The sequence below is a fragment of the Coprococcus sp. RTP21204st1_G4_RTP21204_210225 genome, from assembly GCF_040915385.1.
Taxonomy (GTDB): Bacteria; Bacillota; Clostridia; order Lachnospirales; family Lachnospiraceae; genus Allocoprococcus; species Allocoprococcus comes.
Genome location: NZ_JBCPDP010000002.1, coordinates 98,056 through 111,273 on the forward strand (window position 1 = coordinate 98,056; position 13,218 = coordinate 111,273).

Genomic DNA, 13,218 nt, shown 5'->3' on the forward strand with positions numbered 1-13,218 from the left:
ATAAGTATGAAAGAACCTATGATGGCAGACAGCCATGAAATCACAGTTAGAAACTATAAGCAACCGATGCGAAATCGTCTGATCATGATGCTGATCTGCATTGGGATTGCTCTTATATCATTTTTTGTTGTTTCCAAATGGGCAACTTCTGTCGAATCGTACCGTTGGGTTATCAAAACACTGAATGGATTGCAGAAAAAAGCACTTGGGCTTTCCGGAACAGCAACCGCTCTTGCAACAGGTGCTGCAGCAATACCGGGAGAAGCCGCAACTCCGATCGCGAATAAGCTGGCAGATGTCGCAGGCTATATGGTGATCGTTTATGCAGTGATCATTGTTGAAAAATATTTACTGACTATCACCGGGTATATTGCATTTAAAATCTTATTTCCTATCGGATGCGTGCTTCTGGCAGCAGGCAACTTTTTGAAAAACGGATGGAAAGAATTTATTTACAGAATCGGAATCAAGAGTATCATTCTGGGTGTTCTTTTGTGGGGACTGGTTCCTACCAGTGCATGGGTGACGAATATGGTAAATGAAACCTATGCAAAGTCCTATGAAGCTGATTTTACACTGGAAGATACGGAAGAATTATTAGATGAGGGAGATACCTCTGCAAACGCAGACAAGAAGGATGAAGCACAAGAAACGAAAGATAAAAAGTTTTCTCTCAGTGAATTCCTTAATAATGCGAAGGATAAGGTTGATGATGCGATTGATGCGGTAGGTGAAGTCGCTACAGAAAAACTCTCTGCTTTTGAGGATGGATTAAACAGAATTATAGAGGGCGTGGCAGTGCTGCTTGTGACAACCTGTGCCATTCCGGTTCTGGTCATGTTATCATTTACCTGGATTCTGAAGGGAATAATGTGTTTAAAAATTCCATCTATTACTCTTCAGTCAGTGCCAAGGGTTTCTGAAAGGAAAAGAAAGAAAACGGAAGAGAATTAATTTTAAATTTTACCGAAGGAGAGGAATGAGATGACAAAAGATCTGACAACCGGGAAAATCATGCCGATTCTTGTGAATTTCACTGTGCCGCTTGTTTTGGGAAATCTGTTTCAGCTGACTTATAATGCGGTGGACAGCATCATCGTAGGGCATTTTGTGGGGAAAGAAGCGCTGGCGGCAGTTGGTATCTGTAATCCGATCAGTACGCTTATGATACTGTTTTTAAATGGATTATGTATGGGGGCAAGTATCCTCATGGGAATTCAGTATGGGGCAAAGGATTATAAGACTTTGCACAGGCAGATCAGTACAACCATGTTGTCGGGAGTAGTTTTTTCATTTTTTCTGACTTTACTTTGCGTGGTATTTGCTGTACCGATCCTGCATCTGCTGCAGGTAGATGCATCGATTATGGAGATGACGCGGCAGTATTTACGGATTATTTTTCTGGGACTAATGTTCACCTTTTTGTATAACTTTTTTTCCAGTACCTTAAGAGCTTTGGGAGACAGTGCATCGCCTTTGTATTTCCTAATTATCAGTGCAGTCCTGAATATATTCGGAGATCTGTTTTTTGTCATTGTACTAAAGGCAGGAAGCAATGGATGTGCCATTTCAACAGTGCTTAGTGAGGCACTGTGCTGCCTGTTCTGTATTATTTATATACAGAAAAAAGTACCGATTCTTCGTCTGGGTAAGAAATGGCTGGTATTCGACTCACGTTTGCTGAAGAAAACAATTGCTTACGGATGGGCATCCGCCATGCAGCAGGCCACCGTGCAAATGGGAAAAATTGCGATCCAGGCGCTGGTTAATACGATGGGAGTTTCCGTGGCTGCAGCTTTTGCGGTGGTCAATCGGATTGATGATTTTGCAATTACACCGGAACAGAATATTGCCCATGCCATGACGGCACTTATGGCGCAGAATAAGGGAGCCGGAAAAAATGACCGCATGCGGGAGGGATTTCGTTGTGGGATGATTCTGGAAATTGTTTATGGAGCAGCTGTTATGGTGATCTGCCAGGTATTTGCCGGAGAACTAATGGCACTTTTCGTAAAAGATGAGGAAGTAATAGGACATGGTGTCATTTATCTGCATCTGATTGCTGTGATGTATATTCTTCCGGCCGTTACGAATGCAATTCAAGGATTCTTCCGTGGAATCGGAGACCTGAAGGTGACACTGATGAGCAGTTTTACCAATATGGCAGTCCGAGTCATTGCAGCAGCACCTATGATTTTGTTGTGGAACTTTGGAATTGAAGCGTTGCCATATTCCTATCTGGCAGGCTGGGTTGCCATGCTTTTGGTAGAAACGCCTTTGATGATTCGGATTTATCGTAAAAAATAACAGGATTTAAAGAAAATATAAAATCGCTCAGGGAATGAGATTATACAGAATCCAGTTCTAATCTTTTTATAAAAGCCAGCGGTGTCATATGGTATTTTGCTTTGAATGCTCTGTAAAAATAAGAAAGATTATGAAAGCCAACAGATAAAGACACCTCTAATATGGAGGTGTTACCGTGTTCAAATAATTCTACCGCTTTTTCCAGTCTGATATTGTTAATATACTGAATGCAGGTCATATTCATGTGTTTTTTGAAAAAGCGCATAAAATGATACTCGCTGAAATAACATAGCTTTGCAAGTTCAGAAACCGACAGAGCTTCTGCATAATGCAGATCAATATGATCAAGTACAATTTTTAATTTGTCGGAAGAGTCTGATTCCGTGGAGAATCTTGTGCTACTGTACTGGAGCAGAAGAAAAAGTGTCTGCAGCAGATAAGATTTTATGGCGAGTTCATATCCAAACATTCGGGTATCGTAAAGGGAGGCAAGCTGTGCAAAAGACTTGCAAAGAGAATCATATGCAGGATGATCCGCGGTAATGAGACAGGGTAAAGATAATTCGTGGTTTACCAGGGGCGTAAGGTAGCGGGTAGAACAGATGTCTGCAGTATTTCCTCCCAAAAGCTTCATATGGAATACATAGGTTTCCGAACAGAAGTCCTGACTGCTTTTCAGGATAATGGAATGCAGCAGCAGGGGAGGAATAAACAGGATATCCCCGGTACTTGCCTCATATTCAACTAAATCGATCTGGTAGACACAGGAACCTTTTGTTATAAGAGTAAGCTCTGCTTCCTCGTGCCAGTGCATTGTTATGACAGGTGCTTCTTTTGTCAGCTTTGTAATATACTTCTGGATTGGAAAATAAACTTCTCCATGTTTGATATTTTCTTTTTGCTCCGGTATAAGTGAATGTGGCGTTTTCATTTTTTGCCCTCTCTATAATAGCAGTATTGTGTTATATAATGAAAAAATAATGCAAGATTTGTCAAGAATAAGATCTTATAATAGCAGTATAATACAGCTAAAGCAATAACGCAATGGCGAACAAATACTATGATTATATATGAAAGAGGTTAATAAAAATGGGAAAAAAGTGGTGGCATGACAAAGTAGCGTATCAGATTTACCCAAAGAGTTTTCTGGATACAAATGGAGATGGAATCGGAGATCTGAGAGGAATTATTTCTAAACTGGATTATCTGAAAAAATTAGGAATCGATATTATTTGGTTATCACCTATTTATAAATCACCATTTGTAGACCAGGGATATGATATTGCGGATTACTATGCAATTGCAGAAGAATTCGGAACAATGGAAGAATTTGATGAACTGCTGGCAGAAGCAAAAAAACGAGACATGCATATTATTATGGATCTGGTTATTAATCATTGCTCCGATAAACATGAGTGGTTTCAGAAAGCACTTGCTGATCCAGATGGAGCGTTTGCGGATTATTTTTATTTCCGCAAGGGAAAAAACGGCAATCCACCGAGCAATTACCGTTCCTATTTTGGAGGAAGCTGTTGGGAAAAGGTACCGGGAACGGACAAATATTATTTTCACATGTTTGCAAAGGAACAGCCGGATCTGAATTGGGAAAATCCGAAGTTACGGCAGGAACTGTACAAAATGATCAACTGGTGGCTGGAAAAGGGTCTCTCCGGTTTTCGAATCGATGCGATCATAAACATTAAGAAGGATCTGAACTTTCCTGATTTTGCACCGGATGGGAAAGATGGTCTGGCAAGCTGCTGGAAGATGGTTGAAAGTGTAGACGGAGTAGGGGAGCTGTTGGAAGATCTGAAAAAATCAACTTTTGAAAAGTATGATGCCTTTACAGTCGGAGAAGTATTTAACATGAAACCGGATGAATTACCGGAATTTATTGGAGAAACCGGTCATTTTTCAACGATATTTGATTTTAGCGCCCATACACTCACTGATGGAGAACATGGATGGTATGATGCTCCGAAGCTGGAATTTGCGAAATGGAGAGCTGCGATCATTCAGGCACAATTAGAAACACAGAAGTATGGCTTTAAGGCGAATATCATTGAAAATCACGATGAGCCAAGAGGGGCATCCAGATTTTTGCCATCTTATGCTCAGACACCGGACGGAATCAAGATGCTTGGTACCATAAGCCTTCTCCTCAGAGGAATTCCTTTCATTTACCAGGGGCAGGAAATCGGTATGAGAAATGCCAAATGGAACAGCATGGAGGAATTTGATGATATCAGTACAAAAGACCAGTATCATACTGCCCGTGAAGCGGGATTATCGGATCAGGAAGCCTTGGAAGTATGTAGCCGTATGAGCCGTGACAATGCAAGAACACCAATGCAATGGACGAGCGGGGAAAATGGCGGTTTTACAAAAGGAACTCCATGGTTAAAGGTAAATCCTTTATTTAAAGACGTGAATGTGGAAGCTCAGGAACAGGATCCGGATTCAGTTTTGAATTATTATCGCAAACTGGTTGCACTGCGTAAATCGGATGAACTGAAAGAAGTATTTACCTATGGAGAATTTCTTCCGGAATATGAAAATGTGGACGGAGTCATGGCATTTTACCGTAAAGATGAATCCAAGTGCATTCTTGTGGCTGCTAATTTCGGAAAGGATGCTGCAACAATCAAACTGAAGAGCGAAATCGAAAAAGTATGGTTATCGAACCGTATAGATGGAACGGTAGATTGTGAAAAGGATTCATTGAATTTACGGAGCTGTGAAGTGGTTGTTCTGGAGCTGGAAAACCACAAGTAACTAACTATATAACTCCCGGATCTCTTTTTGAATCAGACGTCTTTTGCGAAGCACTCTTACCTCTGCTGCAGTATCCTTGATGGCAGCATGTTCTTCGTAAGCAGATCCGAAAGGAGCATTTGATGTCGGATATTTGATTTTTGATTTGATTGCCGCTATCATTATCTCCTTTGGATGCTACACTCCGGTAACACTATTCAGTAAAACAAAACCAAAAGTCAGATTATTGATGATTCTGAAGACATGTGCGTATATGTGGATCATTGCTATGGGGCTTCAGCTTTTATTTTAGAAATATGATAAATCAGGGATTGACCTTGCTGGATTATATGCAGCAGATCAATCCCTGCTTCTATTTAACAAAACGGTATCCAATCCAGCCAGATTCTGCTATACTGTATAAGAAAATCAAATAGAAAGGGTGGAACGTATGATCACATTAAATGACTATTTATATTCAGGTGATACGATTTTTCGGATTTTAAGAAATTATACAGTGGATCTGAAGAAAGAAGCAAAGAAGAATCACAATGAAATAGATCTCATCCATTCCAATTTCCTGATCCAGTTCAGGGAACTGCTTGAACACAATGATTTCCTTACTGCACAGTCGCAGAAAATCAGGGATTTTTATAAATACATGGTACAGGAATATCCTCTGCTTGCTTTTACTTTTAAAGGAAGGATCAAGTCCCTGATCCGCGCAGAGGAAAAATTCAACGGGTATATTGTAGAATATATTTATGATTATTATGAAAAACATCATACCTATCCGCCGGTGCCTGACCTAAGGGAAAAACTGAGCTGCTTTCGGGATATTATCGCATACCGTCTGGTAATTTCTCTTCCAAAATGCCATATCAGGGATGACAAACTGCGAGAAGAAGAGGAAATCAAGTATTTATACAGGATCGCGAATGTTCTTCCGGGGTTTCTGGAGGAAAGAGGATTTACGGCAGAACCTGCAAAAGGGGTGCTTGAAAGTACATCTCCTTTTATGGATGAGGCGGTGAAACCTTATTATCGGGATTATATTTCCAATGGAAGCGGAGGCAGCTATCAATCACTCCACATCACGTTTTATGATAACTGTTCGAGAAGTTACATGGAAGTACAACTGCGGACAAAGAAGATGGATGATATAGCGGAGATTGGAGCGGCAAATCACCAGGCCTACGAGAAGGAACAGGAAAGAGTCAGGGCAAGAAGAGAAGCTATTCCGGAAGGAGAATGCATTTATTTTGATGAGGCATACGAAAGAGGAATGCGGCTTCTGGGGTTGGAACTGAAGGATCTGGAAGTCAATATGTTTGCTGCGGCAAATAATAGTCTCATCAATGACGGATGCGGATTATACAGGGGGAGACTGATCCTGCCGTATGAACATTTATCAAGATTCCAGACGGATCTGAATGATTAAAAGGATTATAATAAGAATGAATACATCAGATACAAAAAAAGCATATTACCATCTCCAGGTCAGAGAAGAGTTGTATCTGGATAATATGCCGGATCTCTTTTGAGAAAAGAATAAAAAAAGAAGAGAGGTAAAAAATGGAAGAAAAGAAAAAACAGACAGAACCGGAAGCCTGTAAAGTGGCAAAAAAATGCGGAGGATGCCAGTATCAAGGAGTGCCATATAAGGAGCAGCTGAAAAAGAAGCAGAAAATGGTGAACGCTCTGTTGTCAAAATACGGAAAAGTAGAACCGATCATCGGAATGGAGAATCCGTATTATTACAGAAATAAAGTACACGCCGTATTCGACAGAGACCGAAAGGGAAATATCGTATCCGGAACCTATGAAGCGAAGACACACTGGGTCGTTCCTGTTGAAAACTGTCTGATCGAAGACAAAAAGAGTCAGGAGATCATCCGGACGATCCGGGGACTTTTGAAATCTTTTAAGATCAAAACCTACGATGAAGATACAGGATATGGCTTGTTCCGTCATGTGCTGATCAGAAGAGGGTTTAAAAGCGGAGAGATTATGGTGGTTCTGGTGCTTGGATCACCAATCCTTCCATCGTCTAATAATTTCGTAAAAGCACTCAGAAAAGAGCATCCGGAGATTACAACGCTTGTCCTTAATATCAACGACAGAAAGACCAGTATGATCCTTGGGGAGAGAGAAAAAGTGTTATATGGGAAAGGATTTATCCGGGATGAACTCTGCGGGTGTACTTTCCGGATTTCACCAAAGTCCTTCTATCAAGTAAATCCGGTGCAGACGGAGATCCTTTATCAGAAAGCGATTGAATTTGCACATCTGACAGGGAAAGAAAGCGTGATCGATGCCTATTGCGGAATCGGAACGATCGGTCTGATCGCATCGGGACATGCAAAAGAAGTAGTCGGTGTGGAACTTAATAAGGATGCCGTGAAGGATGCAATATTAAATGCAAAAGAGAATCAGATCCGGAATGTGAGATTTTTCCAGGGAGATGCCGGGGAGTTTATGGAGGCGATGGCAGCAGAGGGAAATAGTATGGATGTGCTGTTTATGGATCCGCCGAGAGCCGGAAGTGATGAAAAATTTATGGCATCTGCAGTGAAGATGGGACCGGAGAAGATCGTGTACATTTCCTGCAATCCGGAGACACTGGCAAGAGATCTGAAGTATCTGACAAAAAAAGGATATCAGGTAAAAAAGATACAGCCGGTGGAAATGTTTGCGTTTACGGAGCACGTTGAGACGGTTGTTCTTTTGTCCCAACAAAAGCCGGATGACACGATAGAGATCGACTTAGACTTGGACGAGCTGGATGCTACCAGTGCCGAGTTGAAAGCAACCTATCAGGAAATCAAAGATTATGTGCTGAAAGAATTTGGCTTGAAGGTTTCAAGTTTATATATTTCTCAGGTAAAACGCAAATGTGGAATTGAAGTGGGGGAAAACTATAATCTTCCAAAATCAGAAAATGCAAGAGTTCCACAATGCCCGAAAGAGAAAGAAGATGCTATCAAGGCTGCCCTGAAATATTTTGCGATGATCTAAGGACATCGCTGATTTCAAGGAGGAATAGCACATGAAAAGCACATTTGAAAAAATGGGTGGAACCTACACACTTGGCGCAGACGGAATTTTCTATCCGAATCTTGTCAGTACAGATGAAGAACCGCATTATGGGAAATATGGAATGATGCGGAAAACGTATCTGAAAGAGCATCGTCCGGCAATGTATTCACTGTATATGCTGGAAGACAGACTGACAGAACATCTGAATACTGTGGACGATGAAGCACAGGAGAGAATGGATATTCTGGTGAGTCAGATGATGGAGAAGCAGGGCATTACGGAAGAATTGAAAGCTCGTGACCAGATGGAATGGGTTAGAGCGGTAAATAATGTCCGGAATTCTGCAGAAGAGATTGTGCGTCATGAAATAATTTATAAATAATAGCTGAGGGACTGTTGGACAGTCCCTTTGTTATTTCTTGGTAGCTAAAACTGGTGACAGGTGTTAATGACATAATTCGCGTTAAATACATATATTTTATTTGATTTTTATTGAAATTAGCTATGGTAAAGTTGAAAATCGTAAAAAAATACGAAAATATAAAATAACTATTGACAGATTGGATGGGGGAAGGTATAATCCAAGATGTAGAAAGGTATGGTGTAATTATGTTTGTTTCATTTTCAGTAGGAAATACAGGTCCATTCAAGGAGATAACTGGAATCACAACCCTTGCGGAGAATTTGAAAAAAGAGTTCTTAGAGGAAAATACATTTGAAGTCTCTGGACAGAACTATAATAAAATTTCATACATTTATGGAGCAAATGGTTCTGGAAAAACAAATTATTTGGCAGCACTTACGAAAATGCAGAAGATGATAATAATGTCTACTGTGTTGGGAGCTAATAATAATAAGCTATTAGAAGTTCCTGCAATTAAGAAAGAACTAGCAGCACCAATCGAAACTTTTAAGTTTGATATTGATTGTAAAAGTAAAGAGACGTATTTTGAGATTCAGGTGATTATCGAGGAAATTTTATACACTTATTCATTTGCAATTCAGGATGGAAAAATTCAAAAAGAGCTTTTGACCAAAAAGAAGAAACGGACAGAAGTACTTATTAAGAGGACTTCTCCAAAATATGAAGACATAGTACTTCGCTCCGGATTGTCTAGTTTCAAGAATATGGTATCTGTTGTTAGAGAAGACGCATTATGCTTGGCAATGGCGGCTATGTTAAACAATCCTTTAGCAAGTATGATTCTGAATGAAATAATGAATTATCGTGTGATAAATATGGCTTCGGTTGGAAATGCACCGGATTTTGATGAAGAAAATACTAATGAGGAAGCAATAGAAAGATATCTCAAGTATTTAAAAATAGCTGATCCCACATTGACAAATTTAAAGGTTGATTTGGAATCAAAAATGGATAAACATGTATTGAGTGAAGACGATTTAGAGAACAAAGAGCTGGTCATCAAAAACATACATGTAAGTGTTCAATCACTTCATGCTACTTACAAAGATCATAAACAAGTTGGGGAGATAGAACTTCCATTTTTGAAGTATGAATCAAATGGAACTATTCGAATGCTGAGAGTTTTACCTGCTATTTTTGAGGCATTAGATGCTGGAAGTACGTTATTTATTGATGAAATAGAGAATGGTTTACATCCTAATTTAGTAAAGCTTTTAGCTGGTTTGTTTAATTCTAATGAATCTAATCCGCATCATGCACAGTTAATATGTACAACACATGACACACTGCTACTCGATGGAGTACGGAGAGATCAGGTATGGTTTACAGATAAGAACCAGTATGGAGAAACAAGCATGTGCAGATTAAGCGATTATCCAAATGTGAGAAGCAATGATAATATTGCTGCGAAATACTTACAAGGAGTATTTGGAGCGATTCCCAATACTCAGAATTTGTAATAAAAAAAGAACCAAAGCGCCAACTTTGGTTCAGGTGGTAGATATCTACCAAATGTAGTAACCATGGACGAAATGACCATGGCGCAATATAAAATAATCCAAACCAATAATACCATGGTTACTACAAACTTTCAATAAAAATTTAATACAGGAGAGATAAAATATATGACGGAATTGTAGTAATATGGTAGCTATTGCGCCATTAAATTTATAAGTACTTTGGTCATTTCTCCTTTTCATATAGATATATTTTTTATATAAAATGGAGGAAATAATTTGATTATTAAAAAGAAAAGAATTAATAGTTTATCATGTTTGAACCATGTTGAAGAGGGAAAGAATCTGATGATGGTACTACGTGATGCAGCGAGATTTAAAGGGATATTAGTGAAACTGGGATTTTCGGAGGATTTAATTGAAGGCGAGAGAGTTTTACCATCCATGTTAAATCCGACGCTGAAGAGAAATGCAGAGCCTTTTTATATTAAGGATAAAACAAAACCGAAAGAACAGTATACACAAACTTTATGGTGGACGCGACATGAGTGGGCAGGCCGTGGAGAGACAAGAGAGGTGACGGATTTTGTTACCATTCCTCGTGAAAGATATGCAAGAATAAAATTCGAGCCATACAGTGTGGAATTGTTCTTGAAATATGATGAACAAGGCCAGTTGATGGTAATGACGGATTTCATTTCATATTGTCATGATAATGAAAAGTTGCTGATAAATACGATTAATATTTTTCTTACTAATTTTGAAGAGTGTGAAATATTAACTGAGAATTTTGAAAATGTGATGCCTACCCGAACTATAAAGCTGAATTGGGAAGTGTTACCAAGTGGAGATTATCCGTGGAAAAGGATGCAAGATGATTTACAAAAAATATCTGCTAAAAGTAGTAAGACTGCGAAAAAATTGCTAATTGATAAATGTGAGTTTATAAATTCTTTTCAGCCTGATTTTAGAGCATATGGGAAATCTGGATTTCATGGGTATGTGATTTTTGGATTCATGCATAGGAACAAATATGTTTTGGAAAGCGTTTATCCGAACAATGCCACATATGTTTTTGGAAAAAATTGGGAAGAACTTTCAAAACTTACTAAAGCCGAAATTTTAAAAGAGAATTTGCAAGATGTACGAATAATTCATAATAATAATTGGCAACAAGAAATACGTGATTTGTTGGAGGTAGCATAAATGGGAAAAAATCAACATGTAACGCCACATAAAGAAGGTGGCTGGCAAGTTAAGGGTGAGAACAATACAAGAGCAACAGTTAGAACTGATACACAGGCTAAAGCTATACAGAGAGCACGAGAAATAGCTAGGAACCAAGAATCTGAACTGTTTATTCATGGAAAAAATGGGAGAATTAGAGAAAGAGATTCATATGGAAATGATCCGTTTCCGCCGAGAGGATAAACTATAATAAGTAAACAAAGAGCTGAACAGATAGGACGAAAACTCCTATTTGTTCAGCTCTTGTGTTTATAAGAGGTCAAAGAAGAACCAAATTATAATTCCATATCATACGACCTTTTCTTAGTCCGAGCAGGCTGATTTCGCCGTATTTCCTGTTTCCTTTGATATTCAAGTTCCCATGCACGATGGGAGAAAACATCAGGATCCTCCACATTGAGATAATCCACCTCATTGGCTGCAATATCACGACGGTGATAATCGTAATATTTACCGAAAGTACCTTTGAGTTGTTCAATCAGCTTATCCCGAAAATCAGGACGTATCTTGATTCTGGTATCCAGCAATTCCGTGTATTGTTCTGGTTCAGGACGAAATTTTTCTTCCCGGAAAGCGGCGGCATCTTTTTCAAGCTGTTTTTTGAGCGAGATGTCCTGAGAATCCAGGATATCCAGATTTTTATTCATCTGGTCATATTTTTTGGATAGATTCGCCATATCTTTATCGGTAGAGCATTCTACCTGGAAGATTAGCTGCTCTTTCCTTGATTTCAGTTCTTCGATTTCTTCGGTAATAGTGGTAAGCTGCTGATTTAATTTTATATGCCGGATGGGATTCAAAATACTGGTTTTATCCTTTTGCACATTCAGTTCTTTCCGTTCCGTAACTTTAGCTTTGAGTTCCTTTTTAACTGTGTTGTATTTATTCAGTATTGGATTAAAATGATTCATCCAGTCATGGATCACTTCTTTTTGCATCTTATTATGAAGTAAATGATACTGTGTAAAAATCATATGATTGCGGATCGCTTCTAACGTTTCAGCTATTATTGGAATAGACTTTTCTACAGCTTCAGCCAGTTTTGCTACCTTTGCTTTTAATTCTCGGAGCATTTTGTTATCCGCACGAATCTGACGGTTGATTTCACAGCGGTCTGCTATCATGCCTTTCTTTTCCATATTCTGGGCAATGTAGCCTTCATGGATGGTTGGCTGTTCGGTGATTCCCTGATCTGCAAAGCTGCGGTGATTAATGGTAGCATTTATCTGATTACGTGCAAGCATTTTATTTACGGCATCTGCCCAGTTTGCCCGCCAGATGCAAAGTTGTTCATCACTGTTCCATTGTTCGGAAATAGGATTCTGTCTGCCATATCGGCTGCTCTTGGGGTGTTTATCATTCCGTTCATATCCTTTTTCCTGTGCAACAGAGGAAGTCAGATATTCTTTCTTTTTCCCAACTTTATAGCGATATTGCTTTTCCCATCCCTGTTTCTGAGCAGTTTTAAATTCAGAAGCAGTAAATCCTTTTTCTTCTCCATCTTTGATACAGAGATATTCTTTTTCGGTTTTATACTGCCATGTTCCATTTTCATTTAGTGGTCGGACAGTAAGAAGAATGTGTGCATGGGGATTGTGACCATCTGTATTGTGAATGGCAAAATCAGCACACATCCCCATATCTACAAAATTCTTTTTAATAAAATCTTGAAGAAGAGAAATATTGCTGTCTTTATCCAACTCAACGGGGAGTGCGACAACAAATTCTCTTGCAAGTCGGCTGTCTTTGGTCTTTTCGTTTTCTTCCACAGCATTCCAGAGTTGTTCCCGGTCATTCCATTCCAATGGAGCCATTGGAGGAAGCATCACCTCCTGATAGATCAGCCCCTGCTTTCTGGTATAGTCATGCTGGATGCCGTCATAATCATTGTACATGCGGCTACAGCTCATATAAGCAGAAGCAGCAACAGCAGATCGACCGGAACCACGGCTGACGACTTTGGCTTGCATATGATAAATTGCCATATCT

General features: G+C 39.3%; 12 protein-coding genes. 9 read left to right on the plus strand and 3 right to left on the minus strand.

The window, feature by feature from the left end:
- Positions 1 to 6: 6 nt before the first annotated feature.
- Both AB5213_RS02155 and AB5213_RS02160 read left to right on the plus strand, forming a co-directional pair.
- Positions 7 to 954 (plus strand): hypothetical protein, encoded by a 948-nt coding sequence (locus AB5213_RS02155; protein ID WP_368276270.1) that lies wholly within the window; start codon positions 7 to 9, stop codon positions 952 to 954.
- A 30-nt stretch (positions 955 to 984) separates the two neighbouring features.
- A complete protein-coding gene (locus tag AB5213_RS02160) occupies positions 985 to 2,307 on the plus strand; it encodes an MATE family efflux transporter (RefSeq protein ID WP_055155814.1) in 1,323 nt (440 codons plus the stop codon).
- A 40-nt stretch (positions 2,308 to 2,347) separates the two neighbouring features.
- Here AB5213_RS02160 and AB5213_RS02165 read toward each other — a convergent pair whose 3' ends face one another.
- Positions 2,348 to 3,238, minus strand: a complete 891-nt coding sequence (locus AB5213_RS02165) for an AraC family transcriptional regulator (RefSeq protein WP_055260736.1) — start codon at positions 3,236 to 3,238, stop codon at positions 2,348 to 2,350.
- 158 nt (positions 3,239 to 3,396) lie between these two features.
- On the opposite strand from AB5213_RS02165, the gene AB5213_RS02170 reads away from it, so the two are divergent.
- Entirely contained in the window at positions 3,397 to 5,082 is a 1,686-nt protein-coding gene (locus tag AB5213_RS02170) for an alpha-glucosidase (RefSeq protein ID WP_055260738.1), read from the plus strand.
- On the opposite strand, the gene AB5213_RS02175 is transcribed toward AB5213_RS02170, so the two are convergent.
- Positions 5,083 to 5,244 (minus strand): hypothetical protein, encoded by a 162-nt coding sequence (locus AB5213_RS02175; RefSeq protein ID WP_195370804.1) that lies wholly within the window; start codon positions 5,242 to 5,244, stop codon positions 5,083 to 5,085.
- Positions 5,245 to 5,512: 268 nt separating this feature from the next.
- On the opposite strand from AB5213_RS02175, the gene AB5213_RS02180 reads away from it, so the two are divergent.
- The 6 genes from AB5213_RS02180 (at position 5,513) to AB5213_RS02205 (ending at position 11,412) form a co-directional block, all read left to right on the plus strand.
- On the plus strand, positions 5,513 to 6,502 hold the full coding sequence (locus tag AB5213_RS02180; RefSeq protein WP_055155816.1) for a guanosine polyphosphate pyrophosphohydrolase: 990 nt from the start codon (positions 5,513 to 5,515) through the stop codon (positions 6,500 to 6,502).
- A gap of 134 nt (positions 6,503 to 6,636) precedes the next feature.
- A complete protein-coding gene (rlmD, locus tag AB5213_RS02185; protein WP_368276271.1) occupies positions 6,637 to 8,079 on the plus strand; it encodes a 23S rRNA (uracil(1939)-C(5))-methyltransferase RlmD in 1,443 nt (480 codons plus the stop codon).
- 31 nt (positions 8,080 to 8,110) lie between these two features.
- Positions 8,111 to 8,482, plus strand: a complete 372-nt coding sequence (locus AB5213_RS02190; protein ID WP_368276272.1) for a TnpV protein — start codon at positions 8,111 to 8,113, stop codon at positions 8,480 to 8,482.
- Between the two features lie 170 nt (positions 8,483 to 8,652).
- Positions 8,653 to 9,984, plus strand: a complete 1,332-nt coding sequence (locus tag AB5213_RS02195) for an ATP/GTP-binding protein (RefSeq protein ID WP_148486446.1) — start codon at positions 8,653 to 8,655, stop codon at positions 9,982 to 9,984.
- A gap of 276 nt (positions 9,985 to 10,260) precedes the next feature.
- Positions 10,261 to 11,187 (plus strand): hypothetical protein, encoded by a 927-nt coding sequence (locus AB5213_RS02200; RefSeq protein WP_195587164.1) that lies wholly within the window; start codon positions 10,261 to 10,263, stop codon positions 11,185 to 11,187.
- A complete protein-coding gene (locus tag AB5213_RS02205) occupies positions 11,188 to 11,412 on the plus strand; it encodes a DUF2188 domain-containing protein (RefSeq protein ID WP_005348480.1) in 225 nt (74 codons plus the stop codon).
- Between the two features lie 92 nt (positions 11,413 to 11,504).
- On the opposite strand, the gene mobQ is transcribed toward AB5213_RS02205, so the two are convergent.
- Entirely contained in the window at positions 11,505 to 13,214 is a 1,710-nt protein-coding gene (gene mobQ / locus AB5213_RS02210; RefSeq protein WP_195587165.1) for a MobQ family relaxase, read from the minus strand.
- Positions 13,215 to 13,218 lie beyond the last annotated feature (4 nt).